Origin of the sequence: Nonomuraea sp. WAC 01424 (genome assembly GCF_003947315.1) — a bacterium.
Lineage (GTDB): Bacteria > Actinomycetota > Actinomycetes > Streptosporangiales > Streptosporangiaceae > Nonomuraea > Nonomuraea spiralis.
In genome coordinates, this window is the sequence record NZ_QHHZ01000018.1 from 238389 (window position 1) to 263690 (window position 25302).

The 25302-nt window shown below is 65.8% G+C and carries 36 protein-coding genes; all 36 read right to left on the reverse strand.

What is annotated here, in order from left to right; all coding sequences use genetic code 11:
• Positions 1-79: 79 nt before the first annotated feature.
• The 36 genes from rpsD to DMB42_RS41605 all read right to left on the reverse strand — a co-directional run bounded on the left by rpsD (position 80) and on the right by DMB42_RS41605 (position 25152).
• Positions 80-706 carry a 30S ribosomal protein S4 gene (gene rpsD / locus DMB42_RS41430; RefSeq protein ID WP_125644648.1) on the reverse strand — a complete coding sequence of 209 codons (627 nt, stop codon included), beginning with the start codon at positions 704-706 and terminating at the stop codon, positions 80-82.
• Positions 707-729: 23 nt separating this feature from the next.
• Entirely contained in the window at positions 730-1134 is a 405-nt protein-coding gene (rpsK, locus tag DMB42_RS41435; RefSeq protein WP_020542285.1) for a 30S ribosomal protein S11, read from the reverse strand.
• 42 nt (positions 1135-1176) lie between these two features.
• The gene (rpsM, locus tag DMB42_RS41440; RefSeq protein WP_125644650.1) at positions 1177-1557 is read right to left on the reverse strand and encodes a 30S ribosomal protein S13; all 381 of its coding nucleotides are present in this window, start codon (positions 1555-1557) and stop codon (positions 1177-1179) included.
• 215 nt (positions 1558-1772) lie between these two features.
• Positions 1773-1886 (reverse strand): 50S ribosomal protein L36, encoded by a 114-nt coding sequence (gene rpmJ, locus DMB42_RS41445; protein WP_003956441.1) that lies wholly within the window; start codon positions 1884-1886, stop codon positions 1773-1775.
• Between the two features lie 25 nt (positions 1887-1911).
• On the reverse strand, positions 1912-2133 hold the full coding sequence (gene infA, locus DMB42_RS41450) for a translation initiation factor IF-1 (RefSeq protein ID WP_012887858.1): 222 nt from the start codon (positions 2131-2133) through the stop codon (positions 1912-1914).
• A 286-nt stretch (positions 2134-2419) separates the two neighbouring features.
• On the reverse strand, positions 2420-2797 hold the full coding sequence (locus DMB42_RS41455) for a hypothetical protein (protein ID WP_125644651.1): 378 nt from the start codon (positions 2795-2797) through the stop codon (positions 2420-2422).
• A gap of 107 nt (positions 2798-2904) precedes the next feature.
• The gene (locus DMB42_RS41460; RefSeq protein WP_125644653.1) at positions 2905-3330 is read right to left on the reverse strand and encodes a DUF1707 domain-containing protein; all 426 of its coding nucleotides are present in this window, start codon (positions 3328-3330) and stop codon (positions 2905-2907) included.
• 17 nt (positions 3331-3347) lie between these two features.
• The gene (gene map / locus DMB42_RS41465) at positions 3348-4157 is read right to left on the reverse strand and encodes a type I methionyl aminopeptidase (protein WP_125644655.1); all 810 of its coding nucleotides are present in this window, start codon (positions 4155-4157) and stop codon (positions 3348-3350) included.
• 126 nt (positions 4158-4283) lie between these two features.
• On the reverse strand, positions 4284-4934 hold the full coding sequence (locus tag DMB42_RS41470; protein ID WP_125644657.1) for an adenylate kinase: 651 nt from the start codon (positions 4932-4934) through the stop codon (positions 4284-4286).
• On the reverse strand, positions 4934-6238 hold the full coding sequence (secY, locus tag DMB42_RS41475) for a preprotein translocase subunit SecY (RefSeq protein WP_125644659.1): 1305 nt from the start codon (positions 6236-6238) through the stop codon (positions 4934-4936). Before secY ends, DMB42_RS41470 begins: the two co-directional genes overlap by 1 nt.
• Positions 6239-6409: 171 nt before the next feature.
• A complete protein-coding gene (rplO, locus tag DMB42_RS41480) occupies positions 6410-6865 on the reverse strand; it encodes a 50S ribosomal protein L15 (RefSeq protein ID WP_125644661.1) in 456 nt (151 codons plus the stop codon).
• Positions 6866-6867: 2 nt separating this feature from the next.
• On the reverse strand, positions 6868-7050 hold the full coding sequence (rpmD, locus tag DMB42_RS41485; RefSeq protein ID WP_080043226.1) for a 50S ribosomal protein L30: 183 nt from the start codon (positions 7048-7050) through the stop codon (positions 6868-6870).
• Between the two features lie 2 nt (positions 7051-7052).
• On the reverse strand, positions 7053-7682 hold the full coding sequence (gene rpsE / locus DMB42_RS41490; RefSeq protein WP_049572667.1) for a 30S ribosomal protein S5: 630 nt from the start codon (positions 7680-7682) through the stop codon (positions 7053-7055).
• 25 nt (positions 7683-7707) lie between these two features.
• On the reverse strand, positions 7708-8091 hold the full coding sequence (gene rplR / locus DMB42_RS41495; RefSeq protein ID WP_125644663.1) for a 50S ribosomal protein L18: 384 nt from the start codon (positions 8089-8091) through the stop codon (positions 7708-7710).
• Positions 8092-8093: 2 nt separating this feature from the next.
• Positions 8094-8636, reverse strand: a complete 543-nt coding sequence (gene rplF, locus DMB42_RS41500) for a 50S ribosomal protein L6 (protein ID WP_125644665.1) — start codon at positions 8634-8636, stop codon at positions 8094-8096.
• 16 nt (positions 8637-8652) lie between these two features.
• Positions 8653-9051 carry a 30S ribosomal protein S8 gene (rpsH, locus tag DMB42_RS41505; RefSeq protein ID WP_125644666.1) on the reverse strand — a complete coding sequence of 133 codons (399 nt, stop codon included), beginning with the start codon at positions 9049-9051 and terminating at the stop codon, positions 8653-8655.
• Positions 9052-9196: 145 nt separating this feature from the next.
• Positions 9197-9382, reverse strand: coding sequence for a type Z 30S ribosomal protein S14 (locus DMB42_RS41510; RefSeq protein ID WP_020542298.1), 186 nt, complete (start codon positions 9380-9382; stop codon positions 9197-9199).
• A 4-nt stretch (positions 9383-9386) separates the two neighbouring features.
• Positions 9387-9962, reverse strand: a complete 576-nt coding sequence (gene rplE, locus DMB42_RS41515) for a 50S ribosomal protein L5 (protein ID WP_125644668.1) — start codon at positions 9960-9962, stop codon at positions 9387-9389.
• Positions 9962-10249 (reverse strand): 50S ribosomal protein L24, encoded by a 288-nt coding sequence (gene rplX / locus DMB42_RS41520; RefSeq protein ID WP_229824778.1) that lies wholly within the window; start codon positions 10247-10249, stop codon positions 9962-9964. Before rplX ends, rplE begins: the two co-directional genes overlap by 1 nt.
• A gap of 8 nt (positions 10250-10257) precedes the next feature.
• Positions 10258-10629 carry a 50S ribosomal protein L14 gene (rplN, locus tag DMB42_RS41525; RefSeq protein WP_090769698.1) on the reverse strand — a complete coding sequence of 124 codons (372 nt, stop codon included), beginning with the start codon at positions 10627-10629 and terminating at the stop codon, positions 10258-10260.
• Between the two features lie 189 nt (positions 10630-10818).
• Complete coding sequence (rpsQ, locus tag DMB42_RS41530) at positions 10819-11109, reverse strand: 30S ribosomal protein S17 (protein WP_125644671.1); 291 nt, start codon at positions 11107-11109, stop codon at positions 10819-10821.
• The gene (gene rpmC, locus DMB42_RS41535; protein ID WP_026214152.1) at positions 11102-11338 is read right to left on the reverse strand and encodes a 50S ribosomal protein L29; all 237 of its coding nucleotides are present in this window, start codon (positions 11336-11338) and stop codon (positions 11102-11104) included. Before rpmC ends, rpsQ begins: the two co-directional genes overlap by 8 nt.
• Entirely contained in the window at positions 11338-11757 is a 420-nt protein-coding gene (gene rplP, locus DMB42_RS41540) for a 50S ribosomal protein L16 (RefSeq protein ID WP_125644673.1), read from the reverse strand. The genes rpmC and rplP overlap by 1 nt, the downstream gene beginning before the upstream one ends.
• A 2-nt stretch (positions 11758-11759) precedes the next feature.
• Entirely contained in the window at positions 11760-12611 is an 852-nt protein-coding gene (rpsC, locus tag DMB42_RS41545) for a 30S ribosomal protein S3 (RefSeq protein ID WP_125644675.1), read from the reverse strand.
• Positions 12611-12964, reverse strand: coding sequence for a 50S ribosomal protein L22 (gene rplV / locus DMB42_RS41550; RefSeq protein ID WP_080043235.1), 354 nt, complete (start codon positions 12962-12964; stop codon positions 12611-12613). Before rplV ends, rpsC begins: the two co-directional genes overlap by 1 nt.
• Before the next feature lie 31 nt (positions 12965-12995).
• Positions 12996-13274: a 30S ribosomal protein S19 gene (gene rpsS, locus DMB42_RS41555; protein ID WP_030451498.1), complete on the reverse strand. Its 279-nt coding sequence runs from the start codon at positions 13272-13274 to the stop codon at positions 12996-12998.
• Between the two features lie 11 nt (positions 13275-13285).
• Positions 13286-14122, reverse strand: a complete 837-nt coding sequence (rplB, locus tag DMB42_RS41560; protein WP_125644676.1) for a 50S ribosomal protein L2 — start codon at positions 14120-14122, stop codon at positions 13286-13288.
• Between the two features lie 106 nt (positions 14123-14228).
• Entirely contained in the window at positions 14229-14531 is a 303-nt protein-coding gene (rplW, locus tag DMB42_RS41565; protein ID WP_125644678.1) for a 50S ribosomal protein L23, read from the reverse strand.
• Complete coding sequence (rplD, locus tag DMB42_RS41570; RefSeq protein WP_125644680.1) at positions 14531-15181, reverse strand: 50S ribosomal protein L4; 651 nt, start codon at positions 15179-15181, stop codon at positions 14531-14533. The genes rplW and rplD overlap by 1 nt, the downstream gene beginning before the upstream one ends.
• A complete protein-coding gene (gene rplC, locus DMB42_RS41575) occupies positions 15178-15831 on the reverse strand; it encodes a 50S ribosomal protein L3 (RefSeq protein WP_125644682.1) in 654 nt (217 codons plus the stop codon). Before rplC ends, rplD begins: the two co-directional genes overlap by 4 nt.
• A gap of 14 nt (positions 15832-15845) precedes the next feature.
• Complete coding sequence (gene rpsJ, locus DMB42_RS41580; RefSeq protein ID WP_012887830.1) at positions 15846-16154, reverse strand: 30S ribosomal protein S10; 309 nt, start codon at positions 16152-16154, stop codon at positions 15846-15848.
• A 254-nt stretch (positions 16155-16408) separates the two neighbouring features.
• Positions 16409-17602 (reverse strand): elongation factor Tu, encoded by a 1194-nt coding sequence (tuf, locus tag DMB42_RS41585; protein WP_125644684.1) that lies wholly within the window; start codon positions 17600-17602, stop codon positions 16409-16411.
• A gap of 111 nt (positions 17603-17713) precedes the next feature.
• The gene (gene fusA, locus DMB42_RS41590) at positions 17714-19762 is read right to left on the reverse strand and encodes an elongation factor G (RefSeq protein WP_396985328.1); all 2049 of its coding nucleotides are present in this window, start codon (positions 19760-19762) and stop codon (positions 17714-17716) included.
• A gap of 90 nt (positions 19763-19852) precedes the next feature.
• Entirely contained in the window at positions 19853-20323 is a 471-nt protein-coding gene (rpsG, locus tag DMB42_RS41595) for a 30S ribosomal protein S7 (RefSeq protein WP_043623423.1), read from the reverse strand.
• Positions 20324-20325: 2 nt separating this feature from the next.
• On the reverse strand, positions 20326-20700 hold the full coding sequence (gene rpsL, locus DMB42_RS41600) for a 30S ribosomal protein S12 (RefSeq protein WP_020542315.1): 375 nt from the start codon (positions 20698-20700) through the stop codon (positions 20326-20328).
• A 576-nt stretch (positions 20701-21276) separates the two neighbouring features.
• Positions 21277-25152: a DNA-directed RNA polymerase subunit beta' gene (locus DMB42_RS41605; protein WP_125644688.1), complete on the reverse strand. Its 3876-nt coding sequence runs from the start codon at positions 25150-25152 to the stop codon at positions 21277-21279.
• Positions 25153-25302: the final 150 nt, after the last annotated feature.

Here is a 25302-nt window from a genome sequence, read left to right on the forward strand (position 1 = left end):
ACGCCCGCTATATGACGCCACTCCGATAAACAGTCTAGTTCGGGCACGGAAATCCGCACCCGAACTAGGACGTCAGTGACTACTTGGAGTAGTACTCGACGATGAGCTGCTCTTGGACCTGGGTGTCGATCTGCTGGCGAACCGGCAGCTGGTGGACCAGGACGCGGAGCTTCTCCGGCACGACGCCGAGCCACGCGGGAACGGTGCGCTCGCCCGCGGTCGCCCGAGCGACCTCGTAGGGCAGCATGTTGCGCTTGTTCTCGCGGACCTCGATGATGTCGTGCTCGCGAACGCGGTACGACGGGATGTCGACCTTCTTGCCGTTCACCAGGATGTGGCCGTGGCGCACCTGCTGGCGAGCGGCGTCACGCGACTGGGCGAAGCCGGCGCGGTAGACGACGTTGTCGAGACGGCTCTCCAGGATCTGGAGCAGCACCTCACCCGACTTGCCGCTCTTGCCCGCGGCCTCCTCGTAGTAGTTGCGGAACTGCTTCTCGAGGACGCCGTAGATGCGGCGGGTCTTCTGCTTCTCGCGAAGCTGAAGCTGGTACTCGGACTCCTTGGGGCGTCCGCGGCCGTGCTCACCCGGCGGGTAAGGACGGATCTCGATGGGGCACTTTGCGGATTCGCACTTGCTGCCCTTGAGGAAGAGCTTGGTCTTCTCGCGACGGCAGAGCTTGCAGTCCGCGCCCGTGTAACGAGCCATTTCTCAATATCTCCTGGGGAAACTCAGACGCGGCGGCGCTTCGGCGGACGGCAGCCGTTGTGCGGAACCGGCGTGACGTCCTGGATCGAACCCACCTCGAGGCCGGTGGCCTGGAGGGAACGGATCGCGGTCTCACGGCCGGAGCCGGGACCCTTGACGAACACGTCGACCTTCCGCATGCCGTGCTCCATGGCGCGGCGGGCGGCGTTCTCGGCGGCCATCTGAGCGGCGAACGGGGTGGACTTACGGGAGCCCTTGAAACCCACGTGGCCGGCGCTGGCCCAGGAGATCACGTTCCCGTTGGGGTCGGTGATCGAAACGATCGTGTTGTTGAACGTGCTCTTGATGTGGGCGTGCCCGTGAGCGACGTTCTTCTTTTCCTTGCGGCGCACCTTCTTCGGGGCACCCTGACGGCTCTTAGGAGGCATTGTTTGCCATTACTCCTGAGATCTTCGGTCCGCGGCTGTGGACTACTTCTTACCGGGCTTCTTCTTACCGGCGACGGTCTTCTTCTTGCCCTTACGGGTACGCGCGTTGGTCTGCGTGCGCTGACCGTGGACCGGAAGGCCCTTGCGGTGCCGGATGCCCTGGTAGCAACCGATTTCGATCTTGCGACGGATGTCGGCCTGGACCTCGCGGCGCAGGTCACCCTCGATCTTGAAGTTCGCCTCGATGTAGTCACGCATCGGGACGAGCTCGGTGTCGGAGAGCTGGTGCACGCGGAGGTCGCCGCTGACACCGGTCGCCTGGAGGATCTCCTGGGCGCGGGTGCGGCCGATTCCGTAGATGTAGGTGAGAGCGATCTCCAGCCGCTTCTCGCGGGGGAGGTCGACGCCAACCAGGCGAGCCATGGTCGGGCATTCTCCTTCTTTTGAGCGGAGGTCTTGCGCCGCACTACCCCTCCCCATGCCCGGGGTGAGGGCCCCGGCCTCCGACCGGGGGTCGCCTGAGTGGTACGGATCGCTCCGCCGGCCCAGGTGTGAGACGCGATTACTGTGCCAGGCTCCTCATGCGTCGAGCCCGCTCCCGAAAAAGTGGGGCGGACTCGGAGAAACCTTGCGTACGACTAACCCTGACGCTGCTTGTGGCGCAGGTTGTCGCAGATCACCATGACGCGACCGTGCCGGCGGATCACCTTGCACTTGTCGCAGATCTTCTTGACGCTCGGCTTTACCTTCATTGTCCTTCGTGTTCCTCAGACGTCGTTACTTGTATCGGTAGACGATCCGCCCGCGACTCAGGTCGTAGGGGCTCAGTTCAACGACTACCCTGTCGTCCGGCAGAATTCGGATGTAGTGCATCCGCATCCGTCCGCTGATGTGGGCCAGGACCTTATGGCCGTTGTCGAGCTGCACCCGGAACATGGCGTTCGGGAGCGACTCAACCACAGTGCCCTCGATCTCGATGGCGCCGTCTTTCTTGGCCAAAATCCCTCGCGTTTCACTGATCGGTCGTCTGAGGCTCCGGTTCACTAAGCAGCCGCGACCTCACGCTTCGAAGAGAGCGGCGATCGGCAAAGACCGCCGACGCGTGATAAGTCATAGTGAGCCGACTAAGGAGTGTACGACACCTGAGCCTAAAACGCGAAACGCGTGCCAGGTGTCCTGACACAACCATGTAAGAGTCTACCCCACGGCCCGCACTCCTTCGGACCGACAGCAGAAGGCCCGCCGGAGGGATCGGCGGGCCTTCTCAGAGGTCTCGGTAGACGTCTCAGTAGACGCGGTGCCGATCCCCGCAGTACGTGCCCGCCCCGCCCCAGCAGGTCCAGGTGTAGATCTTCTTGATCCCCCGGCCGGACCAGGTCTCGTCGTGGCTCCCGTCCCACTTCCTGGAGAACTGGTGCCAGCTCCCGTTCGCGTAGTACCTGAACCACACGTAACCGAACTTCGGCGTGGACTCCTTGCCGTACCAGTGGGTGTAGACCCTGCCGTGCGACCTGTACGTGTTCCCGTGGGTGGACGCCTTGTGGTTGCTCGCGTAGAACGTACCCCAGCCACTGGACGAGGCCGCCTGTGCGGCGGGGGCGGCGGCGAGACCGGTGAGGGCGACCGAGCCGGCGAGGGCGGCGGCCGCGAGGACCTTGCGCATCTGATTCCTCCGTGAGTCGTGTTCCCGACACCGCTCACGCTAGGAACGCCCGCCGTCACGCACTGCGGAGGAATGCACACAGTGCATTACGCCACAAAAGGGCCGGACTAGCTGCGCTTCGGCCCGTTCCCGAAGATCGTGCTCATCAGCAGGATCGCGCCCCACGGGCCCATGACCCACAGCGGCCACGGATAGATCATGTCGCCGGTCGAGACGCTCACGATCAGCCAGATCACCCAGTTGACGGCGCTGGCCGCGGCCCAGGCACCCCAGGCCGCCCGCATGCCCGGATGGAGGTTGCCGCTCGCCACGGGCGCCGTCTCGGGCTTCGCGGGCCGGTTGCGCAGGTCGACGTCGGGCAGGTCGGCCGTCAGCTTGGCCAGATCACCGTAGGTCTTGCTCTTGTAGAGCTCTTCGAGCCGCTCGTTGAACTCGTCCATCGTGATGCGGCCCTGCGCGGTGTGCTCGCGCAGGATGGCGGCCACCCGATCGCGGTCGACGTCCGAGGCTCGCATCTCGGGGCTGTTCGCCATACCACCACTCCCGGGGGTCAGAGCTGAAGGTGACTCAGACGCTCTTCGCCCCCGTCTAGGGCGGTAAGCACCCAAGGTCCATTATGTGTCACGGCGACGCTGTGCTCGAAGTGTGCCGACGCCTTCCCGTCGATCGTCACCACCGTCCAGTCGTCGGACAGGACGCGCGTGCGCTCGGTGCCGAGGTTCACCATGGGCTCGATGGCCAGGCACATGCCCTCCTCCAGCAGCGGGCCCCTGCCCGGCTTGCCGTGGTTGGCGATCCACGGGTCCATGTGCATCTCGGTGCCGATGCCGTGGCCGCCGTACTCGGGCGGGATGCCGAAGCAGCCCTGCGACTTCACGTACCGCTCGACCTCGTAGCCGATGTCGGACAGGTGGCGGCCGATCTTCAGCGCGGCGATGCCGCGCCACATGGCCTCTTCGGTGACCCGCATCAGCTCGGTCAGCTTGGGGTCGACCTCGCCGACCGGCACCGTGACGGCGGAGTCGCCGTGCCAGCCCTCCAGGATCGCGCCGCAGTCGATGGAGATGACGTCGCCCTCGCGCAGCTTGCGGGCGTCCGTGGGGATGCCGTGCACCACCTCGTCGTTGACGGACGCGCAGATCGTCGCCGGGAAGCCCTGGTAGCCCTTGAACGACGGGACCGCGCCCTCGTCCCTGATCGCCTTCTCGGCGATGGAGTCGAGGTCGAGCGGCGTCATGCCCGGCTCGACCGAACGCTTCAGCAGATCGAGCGTGCGCCCGACCACCAGGCCGGCGGCCCGCATCTTCTCCAGCTGCTCGGTCGACTTGATCTGGATTCCGTGTCGGTTTTTCTTGAACATCGTTCGGCACCCCCCGGGGTTTCTGACGGGCCTCGTGGGAGCCCTAATTCCCCCACAATAGCCGCACCCAAAAAAGGAAGGTGGCACGGAGAACCGTGCCACCTTCGTGGTAGATCGTGCCCGGGGTCATCCCAGGTACGGGCGGATCGCCTCCATGGCCCGCTGGGTGACCTCTTCCACCGGCCCGGTCGCGTCGACGCCCACGAGGATGTCCTCGCCGGCGTAGTACGAGACCAGGGGCGCGGTCTGCTCCTGGTAGACCTCCAGGCGGTGCCTGACGGTCTCTTCCTTGTCGTCGTCCCGCTGGAACAGCGCGCCGCCGCAGGCGTCGCACTTGTCGTCCTTCTTGTCGTCGAACTCGACGTGCCAGATGCGGCCGCACTGACTGCACGTACGCCGCCCCGCCAGTCGCCGGACGACCTCGTCGTCGTCCACGACCAGCTCCAGCACCAGGTCGAGGGCCAGACCCCAGTCCTTGAGCATGTCGCGCAGGATCTCCGCCTGCGCGACGTTCCTCGGGAAGCCGTCGAGCAGGAACCCGTCCTGCGCGTCGTCCTCGGACAGACGGTCGCGGACCATGGCGATGGTGACCTCGTCGGGCACGAGGTCGCCACGGTCCATGAAGGTTTTGGCCAGCTTGCCGAGGTCCGTGCCGCCCGAGACGTTGGCACGGAAGATGTCACCTGTCGAGATCTTCGGGATGGACAGGTTCGATGCGATGTACTGGGCCTGCGTCCCCTTACCCGCTCCGGGGGGCCCGACGAGAACGAGACGCACTACCGCAGGAAACCTTCGTAGTTACGCTGCTGGAGCTGGCTCTCGATCTGCTTCACCGTGTCCAGGCCGACACCAACCATGATCAGAATGCTCGTCCCTCCGAACGGGAAGTTCTGGCTAGCCCCGGCCACCGCCAGCGCGACGATCGGGATCATGGAGATCAGACCCAGATAGAGCGCGCCGGGCGCGGTCAGACGGGTGAGCACGAAGTTCAGGTATTCAGCCGTCGGACGGCCGGGACGGATGCCCGGAATGAACCCACCGTACTTCTTCATGTTGTCGGCGACTTCAGCGGGGTTGAACGTAATCGACACGTAGAAGTACGTGAAGAAGACGATCAGCACGAAGAACGTCATCATGTAGACCGGGTGGTCGCCCCTGACCAGGTACTGGGAGATCCACTGGACCACCGCGTTGTCGGTCGTGGGGAAGAGCGAGGTGAGCAGCTGAGGCAGGTAGAGCAGCGAGGAGGCGAAGATGACCGGGATGATGCCGGCCTGGTTGACCTTGAGCGGGATGTAGGTCGAGGTGCCGCCGTACATCCTTCGGCCGACCATGCGCTTGGCGTACTGGACCGGGATGCGGCGCTGCGCCTGCTCGACGAAGACCACAGCCGCGATCATGAAGATTCCCACGATCATGACCACCGCGAAGGTGAACTTGTTCGCCTGGAAGATGTTGGTCAGCTCGGACGGGAAGACCGCGACGACCTGGGTGAAGATCAGGATGGACATGCCGTTGCCGACGCCGCGGTCGGTGATGAGCTCACCGAGCCACATGATCACCGACGTACCGGCCGTCATGATGATGACCATCGTGACGATGCCGAAGATGTTGTCGGGGTCGAGCAGGACGTCCTGCTGGCAGTTGGGGAAGAGCTGGCCGGACCGCGCCAGCGCGATGAAGGCGGTGGACTGCAGAATGCCGAGGCCGATGGTCAGATAACGCGTATACTGCGTGATCTTGGCCTGACCCGCCTGGCCTTCCTTCTTGAGAGCCTCAAGACGTGGAATCACCACGACGAGCAGCTGGAGAATGATGCTCGCGGTGATATACGGCATAATGCCCAGCGCGAACACCGACAGCTTCAGGAGCGCACCACCACTGAAGAGCTGCACCATCCCATAGATGTTGCCGGTGGCTCCGTTACGGGCCTGATCGAAACAGGCCGCGAGGTTCTGGACGTGAACTCCCGGAGTCGGAAGAACCGAGCCGAGACGGAACAGCGCGATGATGCCCAGGGTGAAGAGCAACTTCTTGCGCAGGTCCGGTGTCCGGAACGCCCGGGTAAACGCGGTCAGCACGGTCCCTCCTGCGCGCCTTAATGGCGATGTGAGTATGCGGTGGTGCGGGGATCTGCCATGTCAAGTCTCAAGTCAAACGAGCCGGACAGAATCCTGCCGTCTCGCCGAACTCTAACGCACTAAGGGCGTGGGGGCCCATTGTCGGAGCCCCCACGCCTCGTCATAGCGGAGCTACAGCTCGGTAACGGAACCACCGGCGGCGGCGATCTTGTCCTTCGCGGCGGACGAGAAGGCGTGAACCGTGACGTTCACCGCGACGGAGATCTCGCCGGTGCCGAGCACCTTCACGAGCTGGTTCTTGCGAACGGCACCCTTGGCCACCAGGGCCTCGACGGTGACCTCGCCACCTTCGGGGAACAGCTCGCCGAGCCTGTCCAGGTTGACGACCTGGTAGGTCGTCTTGAACAGGGCGTTGGAGAAGCCCTTGAGCTTCGGCAGACGCCTCTGCAGCGGCACCTGGCCACCCTCGAAGCCGAGGGGGACCGTGGTACGGGCGTGGCTGCCCTTGGTGCCGCGACCGGCCGTCTTGCCCTTGGACGCCTCGCCGCGACCCTTGCGGATCTTGGCCTTGTTGGCACCCGGGGCGGGACGCAGGTCGTGAATCTTGAGCGGAGCCTTGTCAGTCATGACTAGTCGACCTCTTCCACCTCGACGAGGTGCGTCACCACGGAGACCATCCCGCGAATCTCGGGACGGTCCTCCTTGACGACGACATCGCCGATTCGCTTCAGGCCAAGCGAACGCAGCGAGTCACGCTGGTTCTGCTTGCCACCGATCTTCGAGCGAACCTGAGTGATCTTCAGGCGTGCCATGACTAGCTCACCGCCTTCGCGGCCGCGGCCTCGGCGATGCCCTCGCGCTGAGCCTTGAGCATCCGGGCCGGAGCCACGTCCTCGATCGGCAGGCCACGGCGGGCGGCGATCTCCTCGGGGCGCGAGAGGCCCTTCAGAGCCGCCACGGTGGCGTGCACGATGTTGATCGGGTTGTCCGAGCCGAGCGACTTGGACAGCACGTCATGGATGCCGGCGCACTCCAGGACCGCGCGCACCGGGCCACCGGCGATGACGCCGGTACCGGCCGAGGCCGGACGCAGGAAGACGACACCGGCCGCCTCCTCGCCCTGCACGGTGTGCGGGATGGTGCCCTGGATGCGGGGCACCTTGAAGAAGTGCTTCTTCGCCTCTTCGACGCCCTTGGCGATGGCCGCGGGAACTTCCTTGGCCTTGCCGTAACCGACGCCGACCAGGCCGTTGCCGTCACCGACGACAACGAGGGCGGTGAAGCTGAAGCGACGACCACCCTTCACGACCTTGGCCACTCGGTTGATCTTCACTACGCGCTCGATGTACGAGACGCCCTTGTCGGCGGCGCCACCGCGGCGATCGTCACGACGGTCCCGCCGCTCGCCACCGGTGCCGCCACCGCGACGCGGAGCTGCAGCCATCAGTGGTTCCTCTTCTCAGTTGCCATCAGAATTCCAGCCCGCCTTCGCGGGCGCTGTCCGCCAGAGCCGCGATGCGACCGGCGTAGCGGTTGCCACCGCGGTCGAAGACGACCTTGGTGATCCCGGCTTCCTTGGCCCGCTGAGCGAGGAGCTCGCCGACCTTCTTGGCCTTCTCCGTCTTGTCGGCCTCGAGAGTACGCAGCGAGGCGTCCATGGTGGACGCGCTGACCAGCGTGTGACCGACGGAGTCGTCCACGATCTGGACGAACATGTGACGGGTCGAGCGGTTGACGACCAGGCGCGGACGCTCGGCCGTACCGACGACGAACTTGCGGACGCGGCGGTGACGGCGAGCCCGCGAGACGGTGCGGGCAGCCGTGTGCTTGCTGAACGCAGTCTTCGGAGCCATGCCTACTTACCAGCCTTTCCGACCTTGCGGCGGATCTGTTCGCCCTGGTAACGCACGCCCTTGCCCTTGTACGGGTCAGGCTTGCGCAACTTGCGGATGTTGGCCGCGACCTCGCCGACCTTCTGCTTGTCGATGCCGTCCACGTGGAACAGGGTCGGCTTCTCGACGCGGAAGGTGACACCCTCGGGGGCGTCGACGATGACCGGGTGGCTGAAGCCCAGCGAGAACTCCAGCTGCGTCGGGCCCTTGGCCTGGACGCGGTAACCGACGCCGACGATCTCAAGGGCCTTGGTGTACCCCTGGGTGACGCCCTGCACCATGTTGGCGATCAGCGTCCGGGACAGGCCGTGCAGCGCACGGACCTTGTTCTCGTCGTTGGGTCGGGAGACGGCGATGGCGCCGTCGTCGTCACGACCGACCGAAATCGGGTCCGCGACCGTGTGAGAAAGCGTGCCCTTCGGGCCCTTGACCTGGACATCCTGGCCGGTGATCGTGATGTCTACGCCACTGGGCACAGGGATGGGCAGCCGTCCGATTCTCGACATGCTGTGTTCCTCCCCTCTACCAGACGTAGGCGAGGACTTCGCCGCCCACGCCACGCTTGCCGGCCTGCTTGTCGGTCATGAGACCGGCGGACGTCGAGATGATCGCGACGCCCAGTCCGCCCAGAACTCGAGGCAGGTTGTCCTTCTTCGCATAAACCCGCAGACCGGGCTTCGAAACCCGGCGCAGGCCCGCGAGCGAACGCTCACGGGTAGGCCCGAACTTGAGCTCCACCACGAGGTTCTTTCCAACCTTGGCGTCTTCGACGGCCCAGGACTGGATGTAACCCTCCTGCTGGAGGATCTCGGCGATGTGCGCCTTGATCTTCGAATACGGCATCGACACGCTCTCGTGGTACGCCGAGTTCGCGTTACGCAGACGCGTCAACATGTCTGCGATCGGGTCGGTCATCGTCATGGCCAGTGGCCTTCCTCGCCGCGGTTTCCAGTCGGCCAAGCAGCGCTCTGCCGGTGGACCTTCGGCGCGGTCATGGACGCGGTGCGTCCTGTCTTCTTCTGAACATGGGTCCCAGGGGACGGCACGGGGCCGTCCCCCAGGGTATCTACCAGCTCGACTTGGTGATGCCGGGCAGCTCGCCCCGGTGCGCCATCTCGCGGAAGCACACGCGGCACAGGCCGAACTTGCGGTACACGGCGCGCGGACGACCGCAACGCGAGCACCGGGTGTAGGCACGGACCTCGAACTTCTGCTTGCGCCCCGCCTTGGCGATCAGCGACTTCTTCGCCATTGGATCAGGCCTCCTTGAAGGGGAAGCCGAGGAGCTTCAGCAGCGCCCGGCCCTGGTCGTCGTTCGTCGCGGTGGTCACGATCGTGATGTCCATGCCCCGCGGCCGGTCGACCTTGTCCTGGTCGACCTCGTGGAACATGACCTGCTCGGTCAGACCGAACGTGTAGTTGCCGTTGCCGTCGAACTGCTTCGGCGACAGGCCGCGGAAGTCCCGGATACGGGGCAGCGCCAGCGCCAGCAGACGGTCGAGGAACTCCCACATGCGGTCGCCGCGCAGCGTGACGTGCGCGCCGATCGGCATGCCCTCGCGCAGCTTGAACTGCGCGATGGACTTGCGCGCCCGGACGACGGCCGGCTTCTGGCCGGTGATCACGGTGAGGTCGCGGACGGCGCCTTCGATGAGCTTGGAGTCGCGAGCCGCCTCACCGACACCCATGTTGACCTTGATCTTGGTCAGGGCCGGGATCTGCATGACGTTCTCGATGCCGAACTGCTCACGAAGCTGGGCCGCGATCTCCTCGCGGTACTTCGTCTTGAGTCGCGGCGTCGGGCGCTCGGTCTCAGTGGTCGTGGCGGTCATCAGCTGTCCTCACCCGTCTCCTCGGCCTTGTCGGCCTTCTTGTCGGCGGGCTTCTCGTCCTTGATCTTCTTCACGTTGGACACGTGGATGCGACCCTCCATGGTCTGCACGCCGCCGGTCTTGGCGCCACGCGGACCCTGGTTGGTCTCCTTGGTGTGCTTCTTGATCATGTTGACGCCCTCGATCACCACGCGGTCCTCGCGCGGGTACGTGGCGATGACGTGACCCTTGGCACCCTTGTCCTTGCCGGCGATGACCTGGACCAGGTCACCCTTCTTCACATGCAGCTTCGGCATTACAGCACCTCCGGGGCGAGCGAGATGATGCGCATGAACTTCTTGTCGCGCAGCTCGCGGCCGACCGGGCCGAAGATACGAGTGCCACGAGGGTCACCGCTGTCCTTGATGATGACCGCGGCGTTCTCGTCGAAGCGGATGTAGGAGCCGTCGGGCCGGCGGCGCTCCTTGACCGTGCGGACGACGACGGCCTTGACCACGTCGCCCTTCTTGACGCCCGTGCTGCCCGGCAGCGCGTCCTTGACAGTGGCGACGATGATGTCGCCGATACCGGCGTAGCGTCGGCCCGAGCCACCGAGAACACGGATGCAAAGGATTTCCTTCGCACCAGTGTTGTCGGCGACCTTGAGCCGCGACTCCTGCTGGATCACGTTGAACTCCTGTTAGTCGCGCCGGTTCTCATTTCTGAGCCTGGCGGAACCCGTCGTTGTCTTGTTCCCACGGCCACAGTCCACGCAGGGGCCGCACCGCAGGCGACGCGAGGTCCGGAGACCTCGCGTCCTTGGACGCCGTCATGGGGGCCCTGAGGCCCCCACGAGGCGCGGTATATCCGAGAGGGCCTACTTGGCCTTCTCGAGGATCTCCACGACCCTCCACCGCTTGGTGGCGGAGAGGGGGCGGGTCTCCATGAGCAGCACGCGGTCGCCCACGCCACAGGCGTTGGCCTCGTCGTGCGCCTTGTACTTGGTCGTACGGCGGATGACCTTGCCGTACAGACGGTGCTTGACGCGGTCCTCGACGGCGACGACGACGGTCTTGTCCATCTTGTCGCTGACGACCAGGCCCTCACGGACCTTGCGGAAGTTCCGCGCGTCGTTCTCGGTGGTTCCGGTGGTCTCGGTCTCAGCCATCGCTCGACTCCTTCTCAACCGTGACGATTCCGAGCTCCCGCTCGCGCATCACGGTGTAGATACGGGCGATCTCGCGGCGGACGGCGCGCAGCCGCCCGTGGCTCTCCAACTGACCGGTCGCTGCCTGGAAGCGGAGGTTGAACAGCTCCTCCTTGGCCTCCTTGAGCTTCTGGACCAGGGTGTCCTGGTCCTCCACTCGCAGCTCGCCGGCGGTCAGGCCCTTAGCCATCACGCCTCACCCACTTCACGCTTAACGATCTTGCACTTCATCGGCAGCTTGTGGATCGCCCTGGTGAGGGCCTCACGCGCGACCGACTCCGCCACGCCGGACAGCTCGAACATCACGCGTCCGGGCTTGACGTTGGCGATCCACCACTCCGGCGAACCCTTACCGGAACCCATGCGGGTCTCGGCGGGCTTCTTGGTGAGGGGACGGTCGGGGTAGATGTTGATCCACACCTTGCCGCCACGGCGGATGTGACGGGTCATGGCGATACGAGCGGACTCGATCTGACGGTTGGTCACGTAGGAGTGCTCAACAGCCTGAATGCCGAACTCGCCGAACACGACCCTGGTGCCGCCCTTGGCGGCTCCGCTGCGGTCAGGCCGGTGCTGCTTGCGGTGCTTGACCCTGCGCGGGATCAGCATGGTCAGCTCCCTTCAGCACCCGGCTGCGCAGCCGGGCCGGTCTCAGGGGCAGCCTGCGAGGCTGCCTCGGTACGGGGGGCGCGGTCGCCACGGCCACCGCCACCACGACGCGGACGGTCTCCACCGCCACGACGCGGACGGTCGCCGCCGCCACCACCACGACGGTCGTCGCGCTCACGACGCTGACCGGCACGAGCGCCGGCGGCAGCCGCCTCACGCTCGGCGCGGCTGGTCGGAGCCTCGCCCTTGTAGATCCAGACCTTCACGCCGATACGGCCGAAGGTGGTACGGGCCTCGTAGAAGCCGTAGTCGATGTCCGCGCGGAGGGTGTGCAGCGGCACGCGGCCCTCACGGTAGAACTCCGACCGCGACATCTCGGCGCCGCCCAGGCGACCGGCGCACTGGACACGGATGCCCTTGGCGCCGGACTTCATGGCCGACTGCATCGCCTTGCGCATGGCACGGCGGAACGAGACGCGGCTGGACAGCTGCTCGGCGACGCCCTGAGCGACGAGCTGGGCGTCGATCTCCGGGTTCTTGACCTCGAGAATGTTGAGCTGGACCTGCTTCTTGGTCAGCTTCTCCAGGTCACCGCGGATGCGGTCGGCCTCGGCGCCGCGTCGGCCGATCACGATGCCGGGACGCGCCGTGTGGATGTCCACCTGGACGCGGTCCGTCGTGCGCTCGATCTCGACCTTGGAGATGCCGGCCCGCTCCATGCCCTTCTGGAGCATGCGGCGGATCGCGACGTCCTCAGCGACGTACGACTTGTACAGCTTGTCGGCGTACCACCGGCTCTTGAAGTCGGTCGTGATGCCGAGGCGGAACCCGTGCGGGTTAACCTTCTGGCCCACTATCGGGTCCTTCCCTTCGGCTCGCGGGATTCCACGATCACGGTGATGTGGCTCGTCCGCTTGTTGATCCGATAGGCGCGACCCTGTGCACGCGGGCGGAACCGCTTCAGCGTCGGGCCCTCGTCGACCCAGGCGCGGCTCACGACGAGCGTGCTGGGGTCGAGGTTGAAGTTGTGCTCGGCGTTCGCCATGGCGCTGCTGAGCACCTTGTAGATCGGCTCGCTCGCCGACTGGGGAGCGAACTGCAGCACGGCCTGCGCCTCCGAAGCGGGCAGCCCGCGAATAAGGTCCACCACGCGGCGGGCCTTGAGGGGCGTGACACGGACGAACCGCGCCTGAGCCCTGGCTTCCATCGCTTACTCCTCTAAATGCTTCTGAAGGCGTCTATCGCCGGCTGCGCCGGTCTTCCTTGACGTGGCTGCGGAACGTCCGCGTGGGGGCGAACTCTCCGAGCTTGTGGCCGATCATCGACTCGGTGACGAACACCGGGACGTGCTTGCGGCCGTCGTGCACGGCGATCGTGTGCCCGAGCATGTCGGGAACGATCATGGAGCGCCGCGACCACGTCTTGATGACGTTCTTGGTGCCCTTCTCGTTCTGGGCGTCCACCTTCTTCTGAAGGTGGTCGTCCACGAAGGGACCCTTCTTAAGGCTACGTGGCATTTCGGCTGCTCCTACCGCTTCTTCCTCTTGCTCCGACGACGGATGATCAGCCGGTCGCTGGACTTGTTGGCCTGGCGGGTGCGGCCCTCGGGCTTGCCCTTGGGGTTCACCGGGTGGCGACCGCCGGAGGTCTTGCCCTCACCACCACCGTGCGGGTGGTCAACGGGGTTCATGGCGACACCACGGACGGTCGGGCGCTTGCCCTTCCACCGCATACGGCCGGCCTTGCCCCAGTTGATGTTGGCCTGCTCGGCGTTGCCGACCTGGCCCACAGACGCCCGGCAGCGCACGTCGACCATGCGCATTTCGCCGGACGGCATACGCAGGGTGGCGTACTGGCCTTCCTTGGCGAGCAGCTGGATCTGGGCGCCCGCGGAGCGACCGAGCTTGGCGCCGCCGCCCGGACGGAGCTCCACCGCGTGGATGAAGGTACCCGTCGGGATGTTGCGCAGCGGCAGGCAGTTGCCCGGCTTGATGTCGGCAGCGGGGCCGTTCTCGATTCGGTCGCCCTGCTTGAGGCCGGTCGGCGCGATGATGTAGCGCTTCTCACCGTCGGCGTAGTGGAGCAGAGCGATGTTGGCGGTGCGGTTGGGGTCGTACTCGATGTGAGCGACCTTCGCCGGAATGCCGTCCTTGTCATGCCTACGGAAGTCGATGATCCGGTAGGCGCGCTTGTGTCCGCCGCCCTGGTGGCGTGCGGTCACCCGGCCGTGTACGTTTCGGCCGCCCTTGCTGTGAAGGGGCGCAAGCAGCGACTTCTCGGGCGTGCTGCGGGTGATCTCGGAGAAGTCCGAGACACTCGACCCGCGGCGACCCGGGGTCGTCGGCTTGTACTTACGGATGCCCATCTTTTTCGTTCATCCTTCGTCGGTTACATGGGCGAGCCCGCCGCACCGAAATGCGACGGTCTCGTCCCTCGCAGGCCTTTCGGCCCGCTTCCTATCTATGGCGCTGCTAGCCGATCTGACCGAAGATGTCGATCCGATCGCCCTCGACCAGGCTCACGATGGCGCGCTTGGTGTCGGGACGCTTGCCGAAACCGGTACGGGTGCGCTTGCGCTTGCCCTGCCGGTTGATGGTGTTCACGCTGGTGACCTTGACCCCGAAGATCTGCTCAACGGCGATCTTGACCTGGGTCTTGTTCGCGGTCTTCCGCACCAGGAACGTGTACTTGTTGTTCTCATCGATCAGGCCGTAGCTCTTCTCAGAGACGACCGGCTTGATGATGATGTCGCGCGGGTCGGCGATCTTCTCCATCAGGCGTCTTCCTTCCCGCCCTGGCTCAGCCGCGCGACGACCTGGTCGTACGCCTCCTGGGTGAAGACCACGTCGTCGTGCACGAGCACGTCGTAGGTGTTGAGCTGCCCGGCGTCCAGCAGGTGGACCTCGGGAGCGTTACGCAGGCTCATCCAGGTCAGCTCGTCGCCCTCGTCGACGACGAGGAGCACGCGGGGAGCCTGGGTGATCTTGCGCAGGGCCTCCAGGGCAGCCTTGGTCTTCGGGGTCTCCCCCGCGACCAGCGAGCTGACCACGTGGACGCGACCGCCACCGGCCCTGTCGGACAGCGCGCCGCGCAGGGCGGCGGCCTTCATCTTCTTGGGCGTGCGCTGCGAGTAGTCACGCGGCACGGGACCGTGAACGGTGCCACCGCCGGTGAACTGCGGCGCGCGGGTCGAGCCCTGACGGGCGCGGCCGGTGCCCTTCTGGCGGTACGGCTTCTTGCCACCGCCGCGGACCTCGCCACGGGTCTTGGCCTTGTGGGTGCCCTGCCGACGAGCGGCGAGCTGGGCCACGACCACCTGGTGGATCAGCGGAACGTTGACCGTCGTGCCGAAGACGTCTTCGGGCAGTTCGACGGTGCCGGCCTTGGCGCCGCTGGCGTCGAGGACGTCAATAGTGGTGCTCACTTGGCAGCCCCCTTCTTGGCAGCGGTGCGGACGAGGACCAGGCTGCCGTTCGCGCCGGGGATCGCACCCTTGATGAGGATGAGGCCCTTCTCGGCGTCAACGGAGTGAACCTTCAGGCTCTGCACGGTGGTGCGGACGTTACCCATCCGACCAGCCATGCGCAGACCCTTGAATACGCGGCCCGGGGTGGCGCAGCCACCGATGGAACCCGGCGAGCGGTGCTTGCGCTGCGTACCGTGCGACGCGCCCAGACCCTTGAAGCCGTGACGCTTCATGACACCGGCGAAGCCCTTGCCCTTGCTCTTGCCCGTCACGTCGACGAACTGGCCGGCCTCGAAGGTGTCGGCCAGCAGCTCCTGGCCCAGGGTGTAGTCGCTCGCGTCGTCGGTGCGGATCTCCGCGAAGTAACGGCGCGGGGTGATGTCGTGCTTACGCAGGTAGTCGCCGAGCGGCTTGTTGACCTTCCGGGGGTCGACCTGCCCGAAGCCGAGCTGAACGGCGGAGTAGCCGTCCTTCTCAGCGGTGCGGACCCGGGTCACCACGCACGGACCGGCCTCGACCACGGTCACCGGAACCATCCGGTTGTCCGCGTCGAAGACCTGGGTCATGCCGAGCTTCTTGCCCAGGACGCCCTTGATCGTCTTAGCCATGTCAGTGCGTTCCCTCAGAGCTTGATCGAAATGTCGACACCCGCGGGGAGGTCGAGCCGCATGAGCGAGTCAACCGTCTTGGGGGTCGGGTCGATGATGTCAATCAGCCGCTTGTGCGTGCGCATCTCGAAGTGCTCGCGGCTGTCCTTGTACTTGTGCGGCGAGCGGATGACGCAGTACACGTTCTTCTCGGTCGGCAGCGGCACCGGGCCCGCGACCTTCGCGCCAGTCCGCGTCACCGTCTCGACGATCTTCTTGGCCGAGCTGTCGATGACCTCGTGGTCATAGGCCTTAAGCCGGATGCGGATCTTCTGTCCCGCCATAGTGGCCTCGGTGTCCTTCGCTGTCGTCTGAAAAAGTATCGTGCGGCCTTGTGCCGCTATGTTGCTGCAGGTCGAAGCCTGCTTGACCCCACGAGACAGACACTGTCGATCTGTCTTTTCTTCCGTGATCCGGCAGTTACTTCGGTCACTCTGGCCGAAGCCACTGCTGGATCACGGCGCTTTACGCGAGGCCGTTGACGCGGTACGGCGGTCGGTCCCGAACTCCGGGGCCGACCGCCGCCCCGACGGTCAAGCTACTTGAGGATCTTCACAACCCGGCCGGCACCGACGGTGCGGCCACCCTCACGGATCGCGAACTTGAGGCCTTCCTCCATGGCGATGGGCTGGATCAGCTCAACGCGCATTTCGGTGTTGTCGCCCGGCATGACCATCTCGGTGCCCTCGGGGAGGTTCACAACACCGGTCACGTCAGTCGTACGGAAGTAGAACTGCGGGCGGTAGTTGTTGAAGAACGGCGTGTGGCGGCCGCCCTCGTCCTTGGACAGGATGTAGACCTGGCCGGTGAACTCGGTGTGCGGGGTGGTCGTGCCCGGCTTGATGATGCACTGGCCGCGCTCGACGTCGTCGCGCTTGATGCCGCGGAGCAGCAGGGCGGCGTTGTCACCGGCGTGACCCTCGTCGAGCATCTTGTTGAACATCTCGATGCTGGTGACGGTGGTGGTCGTCTTCTCCGGCTTGATGCCGATGATGTCGACCTGCTCGTTGACCTTGACGATGCCGCGCTCGATACGACCGGTGACGACGGTGCCGCGACCGGTGATCGAGAAGACGTCCTCGACCGGCATGAGGAACGGCTTCTCCGTGTCACGGGGAGGCTCGGGGACGTTCTCGTCCACCGCGTTCATCAGCTCGATGATGCTGTCGGCCCACTTCTCGTCACCCTCGAGAGCCTTGAGGGCGGAGACGCGGACGACGGGCAGGTCGTCGCCGGGGAACTCCTGCGCGGACAGGAGCTCACGGACCTCCAGCTCGACGAGCTCGAGGATCTCCTCGTCGTCGACCATGTCGGACTTGTTCAGCGCCACGACGATGTAGGGGACGCCGACCTGGCGGGCCAGGAGGACGTGCTCCTTCGTCTGCGGCATCGGGCCGTCGGTGGCGGCGACCACGAGGATCGCGCCGTCCATCTGAGCGGCACCGGTGATCATGTTCTTCACGTAGTCGGCGTGACCGGGGCAGTCAACGTGAGCGTAGTGACGCTTCTCGGTCTGGTACTCGACGTGCGCGATGGAGATCGTAATACCGCGAGCCTTCTCCTCGGGCGCCTTGTCGATCTTGTCGAACGGAGTCGCCTTGTTGAGCTCGGGGTAACGGTCGTGAAGCACCTTGGTGATCGCCGCGGTCAGCGTGGTCTTGCCGTGGTCGATGTGTCCAATGGTGCCGATGTTCATGTGCGGCTTAGTCCGCTCGAACTTGGCCTTGCCCACTGGTTCTCTCCTTGAGAATCTGACTGACTTTCGTCTACACACTCGGGCCCGGGAGATCCCAGACCCCTAGGCGGCGGGGTGGCTCGCACCACCCCGCCAGGGACCGGGAAGTTATTCGCCCCGGGCCTTCGCGACGATCTCCTTGGCGATGCCCGGGGGCACCTCCGCGTAGGAGTCGAACTGCATGCTGTAGCTCGCGCGCCCCTGCGTCTTGCTACGCAGGTCACCCACGTAGCCGAACATCTCAGACAGCGGCACGAGCGCCTGGACGACTCGGGCGCCGGCCCGCTCGTCCATCGCCTGGATCTGCCCGCGGCGACCGTTGAGGTCACCGATGACGTCACCCATGTAGTCCTCGGGCGTGGTGACCTCGACGGCCATCATCGGCTCGAGAAGAACGGCGTCCGCCTTGCGCGCGGCCTCCTTGAAGGCCATCGAGCCGGCGATCTTGAACGCCATTTCCGAGGAGTCGACGTCGTGGGCCGCACCGTCGGTCAGCGTAACCTTCACGCCCACCATCGGGTAACCGGCCAGCACGCCGAACTCGGCGGCCTCCTGGGCACCGGCGTCGACCGAGGGGATGTACTCCCTCGGGACGCGGCCACCCGAGACCTTGTTCTGGAACTCGTAGCCGTCGTTGCCCTCGCCCAGCGGCTCCAGGTCGATGATCACCCGCGCGAACTGACCGGAACCACCGGTCTGCTTCTTGTGGGTGTAGTCGACCTTCTCCACCTTGCGGCGGATGGTCTCGCGGTAGGCCACCTGCGGGCGGCCAACGTTGGCCTCGACCTTGAACTCGCGACGCATACGGTCGACGAGGATCTCCAGGTGAAGCTCGCCCATGCCCCAGATGACCGTCTGACCGGTCTCCTCGTCACGACGGACCTGGAAGGACGGGTCCTCCTCGGCCAGCCGCTGGATGGCGGTGGACAGCTTCTCCTGGTCGCCCTTGGTCTTGGGCTCGATGGCGACGTTGATGACCGGAGCCGGGAACGTCATCGACTCGAGCACGACCGGGTTCGACGGGTCGGACAGGGTGTCGCCGGTCGTGGTGTCCTTCAGACCCATGACGGCGACGATCTGGCCGGCGATCGCCTGCGGGCGCTCCTCGCGCTTGTTGGCGTGCATCTGGTAGATCTTGCCGATCCGCTCCTTCTTGCCCTTCACCGAGTTCACGACCTGTGAACCGGTGTCGAGCGTGCCGGAGTAGATGCGGATGTAGGTGAGCTTGCCCAGGTGCGGGTCGCTGGCGATCTTGAAGGCCAGCGCGGAGAACGGCTCGGTCGGGTCCGCGTGACGCTCGATCGTCTTCTCCTCGTTGCCGACCGCGTGGCCCTTGAAGGCCGGGATGTCGGTCGGGGCGGGGAGGTAGGCGACGATCGCGTCGAGCAGGGGCTGAACGCCCTTGTTCTTGAACGCGGTACCGCAGAGCACCGGGTTGATGGCGCTGCTCAGCGTGGCGCGGCGGATCGCCGCGACCAGCTGCTCCTCGGTGGGCTCGGTGCCCTCGAGGAAGAGCTCCATCAGCTCGTCGTCGTTCTCGGCGACCGTCTCGATGAGGCGGTCACGCCAGTCGCGGGCAGCGTCGGCGTGGTCGGCCGGGATGTCGACGGTGTCGTACATCTCGCCCTTGGCCGCGTCGGCGCTCCAGATGAGCGCCTTCATCTTGATGAGGTCGATGACGCCCTTGAAGTCGGCCTCGACACCCCACGGGAGCTGAATCACAGCGGGGGTCGCGCCCAGGCGGCTGACCATCATCTCGACGCAGCGGTGGAACTCCGCGCCGACACGGTCCATCTTGTTCACGAAGCAGATGCGCGGGACCTCGTAGCGGTCAGCCTGCCGCCACACCGTCTCCGACTGCGGCTCGACACCGGCGACACCGTCGAACACGGCGACGGCACCGTCGAGGACGCGGAGCGAGCGCTCCACCTCGATCGTGAAGTCGACGTGGCCAGGAGTGTCGATGATGTTGATCGTGTGACCGGTCCACTCACAGGTCGTCGCGGCAGACGTGATCGTGATGCCGCGCTCCTGCTCCTGTTCCATCCAGTCCATGGTGGCAGCGCCCTCGTGGACTTCACCGATCTTGTAGTTGATGCCGGTGTAGAACAGGATGCGCTCGGTCGTGGTGGTCTTGCCCGCGTCGATATGGGCCATGATCCCGATGTTGCGGACCTTGGCCAGGTCTAGAGCGGTCGTAGCGGCCACTTTAACTCGCGTCCTCGTCGTCTCGTCGAACCCGCCGGGTTACCAGCGGTAGTGGGCGAAGGCCTTGTTGGACTCGGCCATCTTGTGGGTGTCCTCGCGCTTCTTGACACTCGCCCCAAGGCCGTTGCTGGCGTCGAGGAGCTCGTTCATGAGGCGCTCGGTCATGGTCTTCTCGCGGCGGGCGCGGGAGTACTGCACCAGCCAACGCAGGGCCAGGGTAGTGCTGCGCGCGGCGCGCACCTCGACCGGCACCTGGTACGTCGCGCCACCGACACGGCGGCTGCGAACCTCGAGGGTCGGCTTGACGTTGTCAAGCGCGCGCTTGAGGGTGACGACCGGGTCGTTGCCCGTCTTCTCCCTGCAGCCCTCGAGGGCGCCGTACACGATCGACTGCGCGATGGAACGCTTGCCGTCCAGGAGGACCTTGTTGATCAGGGCGGTCACCAGGGGCGAGCTGTAAACCGGGTCAGACATGAGCTGACGACGGCCAGGAGAACCCTTACGAGGCATTGTTAGCTCTTCTCCTTCTTCGCGCCGTAGCGGCTGCGGGCCTGCTTGCGGTTGCGGACACCCTGGGTGTCGAGCGAACCGCGGATGATCTTGTAGCGAACACCAGGCAGGTCCTTCACACGACCGCCACGCACGAGCACGATGGAGTGCTCCTGGAGGTTGTGGCCCACACCGGGGATGTAAGCCGTGACCTCGATGCCGTTCGTGAGCCGAACGCGGGCCACCTTGCGCAGTGCCGAGTTGGGCTTCTTCGGGGTCGTGGTGTACACGCGCTGGCACACACCGCGCCGCTGCGGACTCCCCTTGAGGGCAGGAGTCTTGGTCTTGGAGACCTTGTCCTGCCGGCCCTTGCGGACCAACTGCTGAATAGTGGGCACTGCCACTCCGTTTCGTGCCTTGGCCGGTGTTACGTCATTGGGTCTTGCATTTCGCAGGTTCTGCCGGTGTCATGACCTGCTGTTTTTCCTCGTCTCGGCGCCCCCGCGCTCGGGCGTGTCGCGCTGTTCACACAGACACGGCCGCGAGGACTTGCGAGCTGAGAGTCCAGCCGACGCTCTCCCTATGGATGTGAGCGCACAGCCGAAAGCCCGCTAGAGACGGGCACGATGCTCAAGACTACCCAGGCCCAGCCGACACGTCAAAACGGCACGGCAACACCTGCTCGGCATCACCGCTCCGTGTCACCGGGGCCTGTCTTATCCAGCCCATCCGAAGCGCCGCCGCAATGATACCCGCCCTGCGGACCGACGTGTGACGATTCGCCGGGGAACCGCGGAGCCGGGCCCACAGCGCGCCGTGACGGCGGCCCACCGCCGGCGAGCTCAGCCCCTGCCTCCCTGGACGGCCCCCGGCTCCGTACGGCGTCTGGGGCCACCACGGCAGCGCGTAGGGCCACAAAAGCACCGCGCCCGGGCCTCTCGGAAGAGAGACCCGGGCGCGTCGCCTGAGATTCGTTACCGGTTGTACTGACCGAAGTCGTACTCCTCCAGCGGGACGGCCTCGCCGCTGCCGGTGCCGAAGGTGTAGTCGGCCGCCGAACCGTCGTAACCGCCGACGGTGTACATGGCCGCCTTGGCCTCCTCGGTCGGCTCGACCCGGATGTTGCGGTACTGGGGCATGCCCGTACCGGCCGGGATGAGCTTACCGATGATGACGTTCTCCTTCAGGCCCAGGAGCGAGTCGGACTTGGCGTGGATCGCCGCGTCCGTCAGCACCCTGGTCGTCTCCTGGAAGGAGGCCGCCGACAGCCACGACTCGGTGGCCAGCGACGCCTTCGTGATGCCCATGAGCACCGGACGGCCCGCGGCCGGCGAGCCGCTCTCGGCCACCGTCTCCCGGTTCATCTGCTCGAAGCGCGGACGCTCCACCAGCTCGCCGGGCAGCAGGTCGGTGTCACCGGACTCCAGCACGTTCACGCGCTTGAGCATCTGCCGCACGATGATCTCGATGTGCTTGTCGTGGATCGACACACCCTGCGACCGGTAGACCTGCTGGACCTCGGCCACCAGGTGCAGCTGCACGGCCCGCGGGCCGAGGATGCGCAGCACCTCGTTGGGGTTGACCGCACCGGCGATCAGCTGCTGGCCGACCGTGACGCGCTGACCGTCCTGGACGAGCAGGCGCGAACGCATCGAGACCGGGTAGGCGATCTCCTCCGAACCGTCGTCCGGAGTGATGACGATCTTCCTGGTCTTGTCGGTCTCGTCGATCCGGGCCCGGCCCTCGGCCTCGGAGATCGGGGCGACACCCTTGGGGATGCGCGCCTCGAACAGCTCCGTGACACGGGGCAGACCGTGGGTGATGTCCGCGCCGGCCACACCACCGGTGTGGAACGTACGCATGGTCAGCTGCGTGCCGGGCTCACCGATCGACTGGGCGGCGATGATGCCGACCGCCTCGCCGACGTCCACGAGCTTGCCGGTGGCCAGCGAGCGGCCGTAGCAGGTCGCGCAGACACCGATCTTGGCCTCGCAGACGAGCGCGCTGCGGGTGCGGACGGTCTCGATGCCGGCCTCGACCAGCTTCGACACGTGGATGTCGTTGATGTCGACACCCGCCGAAGCGATGACCTTGCCGTCGACCTCGACGTCCTCGGCCAGGATGCGACCGTGCACGTTGGACTCGGCGTTCTCCGCCTTGACCAGGTTGCCCGACGCGTCCCGCTCGCCGACGTGCAGCGGGACCGCGCGGTCGGTGCCGCAGTCGATCTCACGCACGATGACGTCCTGGGCCACGTCCACCAGACGACGGGTCAGGTAACCCGAGTCGGCGGTACGCAGGGCGGTGTCGGCCAGACCCTTCCGCTGACCGTGGGTGGAGATGAAGTACTCCAGCACCGACAGGCCCTCGCGGAACGAGGCCTTGATCGGCCGCGGGATCGTCTCACCCTTGGTGTTGGACACCAGGCCACGGATACCGGCGATCTGCCGGACCTGCATCTTGTTACCACGGGCGCCCGAGTTGACCATCATCCAGACCGGGTTGGTCGCCGGGAAGGCGTTGACCATGTCGGTCTCGACGTCGGCCGTGGCGTGGGTCCAGATCTCGATGAGCTCCTGACGGCGCTCCTCGTCGGTGATCAGACCACGCTCGTACTCGCGCTGGACCTTGTCGGCCCGGCGCTCGTAGTTCTCCATGATGTCGGTCTTGTTCGGCGGCGCGACGACGTCCTCGATCGAGATCGTGACGCCGGAACGGGTCGCCCAGCGGAAGCCCGCGTCCTTGAGCGCGTCGAGCGAGTTGGCGACGTCGACCTTGGGGTAGGTGTCGGCCAGCTCGTTCACGATCGTGGACAGTTGCTTCTTGCCCACCTGGAAGTTGACGAACGGGTAGCTCTCGGGGAGCGTCTGGTTGAACAGGCACCGCCCGAACGTCGTCTCCAGACGGATCGGGTCACCCTGCTCCCAACCCTCGGGAGCGACCCAGTCGCGCGGCGGCAGGACGTCCTTGACCCGGATCTGGATCTTCGCCTGAATCTCCAGCTCGCGGCGGTCGAAGGCCATCTGCGCCTCGGCGATCGAGCCGAACACACGGCCCTCGCCGATCGCGCCTTCCTTGTGGGTGGTCAGCCAGTAGAGGCCGATGACCATGTCCTGGGTGGGCATCGTCACGGGCTTGCCGTCGGCCGGCTTGAGGATGTTGTTGGTCGAGAGCATCAGGATGCGCGCCTCGGCCTGGGCCTCAGCCGACAGCGGCAGGTGCACGGCCATCTGGTCGCCGTCGAAGTCCGCGTTGAAGGCGGTGCAGACGAGCGGGTGGATCTGGATGGCCTTGCCCTCGACCAACTGCGGCTCGAACGCCTGGATGCCCAGGCGGTGGAGCGTCGGAGCGCGGTTGAGCAGCACGGGGTGCTCGGTGATGACCTCTTCGAGCACGTCCCACACCACAGGGCGGGCGCGCTCGACCATCCGCTTGGCCGACTTGATGTTCTGCGCGTGGTTGAGGTCCACGAGCCGCTTCATCACGAACGGCTTGAACAGCTCCAGCGCCATCTGCTTGGGCAGACCGCACTGGTGCAGCTTGAGCTGCGGGCCGACGACGATGACCGAACGGCCGGAGTAGTCGACTCGCTTGCCCAGCAGGTTCTGGCGGAAACGACCCTGCTTGCCCTTCAGCATGTCGCTGAGGGACTTCAGCGGCCGGTTGCCGGGGCCGGTCACCGGACGACCGCGACGGCCGTTGTCGAACAGCGCGTCGACGGCCTCCTGGAGCATCCGCTTCTCGTTGTTCACGATGATCTCGGGCGCGCCGAGGTCGAGCAGACGCTTGAGGCGGTTGTTCCGGTTGATGACCCGGCGGTACAGGTCGTTGAGGTCGGAGGTCGCGAACCGGCCACCGTCGAGCTGCACCATCGGGCGCAGGTCCGGCGGGATGACCGGGATGCAGTCGAGCACCATGCCGCGCGGCGAGTTGGTCGTGTTCAGGAACGCCGACACGACCTTGAGCCGCTTGAGGGCGCGAGCCTTCTTCTGGCCCTTGCCGCTGCGGATGGTCTCGCGCAGGTTCTCGGCCTCGGCGTCGAGGTCGAAGCTGATCAGGCGGTCCTGGATCGCCTGCGCGCCCATGCCGCCCTTGAAGTAGCGGCCGAAGCGGTCGCGCATCTCGCGGTAGAGCAGCTCGTCGCCCTCAAGGTCCTGGACCTTGAGGTTCTTGAAGCGGCTCCAGACCTCGTCGAGCCGGTCCAGCTCACGCTGGGCACGGTCACGGAGCTGGCGCATCTCGCGCTCGGCGCCCTCGCGGACCTTGCGCCGCTGGTCGCCCTTGGCGCCGGCGGCCTCCAGCTCGGCCAGGTCGGACTCGAGCTTCTTCTGCCTGGCCTCGACGTCGGCGTCACGGCGCTGCTCGATGTGCTGCCGCTCGACGGAGATCTTCGCCTCCAGCGAGGGCAGGTCACGCTCACGCATGTCGGTGTCGACGTGCGTGATCATGTACGCCGCGAAGTAGATGACCTTCTCCAGGTCCTTCGGGGCCAGGTCGAGCAGGTAGCCGAGGCGGGACGGCACGCCCTTGAAGTACCAGATGTGCGTGACGGGCGCGGCCAGCTCGATGTGGCCCATCCGCTCACGACGCACCTTGGCCCGGGTCACCTCGACGCCACAGCGCTCACAGATGATGCCCTTGAACCGGACGCGCTTGTACTTGCCGCAGTAGCACTCCCAGTCGCGGGTCGGACCGAAGATCTTCTCGCAGAAGAGTCCGTCCTTTTCCGGCTTGAGAGTCCGGTAGTTGATGGTCTCGGGCTTCTTGACCTCGCCGTGCGACCACTGACGGATGTCGTCGGCGGTCGCAAGACCGATCCTGAGCTCGTCGAAGAAGTTGACGTCTAGCATTGTGTGCGATCTCCCCCTCAGACTTCTTCCACGCTGCTCGGCTCACGCCGGGACAGATCGATACCGAGTTCCTCCGCCGCGCGGAAGACGTCCTCGTCGGTGTCGCGCATCTCGATGGACATGCCGTCGCTGGACAGCACCTCGACATTG

Bases quoted from the DNA above. Each gene is read 5' to 3' on its own strand.
- rpsD (WP_125644648.1), bottom strand. From the start codon at position 706: ATGGCTCGTTACACGGGCGCGGACTGCAAGCTCTGCCGTCGCGAGAAG.
- rpsK (WP_020542285.1), bottom strand. From the start codon at position 1,134: ATGCCTCCTAAGAGCCGTCAGGGTGCCCCGAAGAAGGTGCGCCGCAAG.
- rpsM (WP_125644650.1), bottom strand. From the start codon at position 1,557: ATGGCTCGCCTGGTTGGCGTCGACCTCCCCCGCGAGAAGCGGCTGGAG.
- rpmJ (WP_003956441.1), bottom strand. From the start codon at position 1,886: ATGAAGGTAAAGCCGAGCGTCAAGAAGATCTGCGACAAGTGCAAGGTG.
- DMB42_RS41455 (WP_125644651.1), bottom strand. From the start codon at position 2,797: ATGCGCAAGGTCCTCGCGGCCGCCGCCCTCGCCGGCTCGGTCGCCCTC.
- DMB42_RS41460 (WP_125644653.1), bottom strand. From the start codon at position 3,330: ATGGCGAACAGCCCCGAGATGCGAGCCTCGGACGTCGACCGCGATCGG.
- map (WP_125644655.1), bottom strand. From the start codon at position 4,157: ATGTTCAAGAAAAACCGACACGGAATCCAGATCAAGTCGACCGAGCAG.
- rplO (WP_125644661.1), bottom strand. From the start codon at position 6,865: ATGACTGACAAGGCTCCGCTCAAGATTCACGACCTGCGTCCCGCCCCG.
- rpmD (WP_080043226.1), bottom strand. From the start codon at position 7,050: ATGGCACGCCTGAAGATCACTCAGGTTCGCTCGAAGATCGGTGGCAAG.
- rpsE (WP_049572667.1), bottom strand. From the start codon at position 7,682: ATGGCTGCAGCTCCGCGTCGCGGTGGCGGCACCGGTGGCGAGCGGCGG.
- rplR (WP_125644663.1), bottom strand. From the start codon at position 8,091: ATGGCTCCGAAGACTGCGTTCAGCAAGCACACGGCTGCCCGCACCGTC.
- rplF (WP_125644665.1), bottom strand. From the start codon at position 8,636: ATGTCGAGAATCGGACGGCTGCCCATCCCTGTGCCCAGTGGCGTAGAC.
- rpsH (WP_125644666.1), bottom strand. From the start codon at position 9,051: ATGACGATGACCGACCCGATCGCAGACATGTTGACGCGTCTGCGTAAC.
- DMB42_RS41510 (WP_020542298.1), bottom strand. From the start codon at position 9,382: ATGGCGAAGAAGTCGCTGATCGCCAAGGCGGGGCGCAAGCAGAAGTTC.
- rplE (WP_125644668.1), bottom strand. From the start codon at position 9,962: ATGACCGCCACGACCACTGAGACCGAGCGCCCGACGCCGCGACTCAAG.
- rpsQ (WP_125644671.1), bottom strand. From the start codon at position 11,109: ATGGCTGAGACCGAGACCACCGGAACCACCGAGAACGACGCGCGGAAC.
- rpmC (WP_026214152.1), bottom strand. From the start codon at position 11,338: ATGGCTAAGGGCCTGACCGCCGGCGAGCTGCGAGTGGAGGACCAGGAC.
- rplP (WP_125644673.1), bottom strand. From the start codon at position 11,757: ATGCTGATCCCGCGCAGGGTCAAGCACCGCAAGCAGCACCGGCCTGAC.
- rplV (WP_080043235.1), bottom strand. From the start codon at position 12,964: ATGGAAGCCAGGGCTCAGGCGCGGTTCGTCCGTGTCACGCCCCTCAAG.
- rpsS (WP_030451498.1), bottom strand. From the start codon at position 13,274: ATGCCACGTAGCCTTAAGAAGGGTCCCTTCGTGGACGACCACCTTCAG.
- rplB (WP_125644676.1), bottom strand. From the start codon at position 14,122: ATGGGCATCCGTAAGTACAAGCCGACGACCCCGGGTCGCCGCGGGTCG.
- rplW (WP_125644678.1), bottom strand. From the start codon at position 14,531: ATGGAGAAGATCGCCGACCCGCGCGACATCATCATCAAGCCGGTCGTC.
- rplC (WP_125644682.1), bottom strand. From the start codon at position 15,831: ATGGCTAAGACGATCAAGGGCGTCCTGGGCAAGAAGCTCGGCATGACC.
- rpsJ (WP_012887830.1), bottom strand. From the start codon at position 16,154: ATGGCGGGACAGAAGATCCGCATCCGGCTTAAGGCCTATGACCACGAG.
- fusA (WP_396985328.1), bottom strand. From the start codon at position 19,762: ATGGCCCATATCGACGCGGGCAAGACCACCACGACCGAGCGCATCCTG.
- rpsG (WP_043623423.1), bottom strand. From the start codon at position 20,323: ATGCCTCGTAAGGGTTCTCCTGGCCGTCGTCAGCTCATGTCTGACCCG.
- DMB42_RS41605 (WP_125644688.1), bottom strand. From the start codon at position 25,152: ATGCTAGACGTCAACTTCTTCGACGAGCTCAGGATCGGTCTTGCGACC.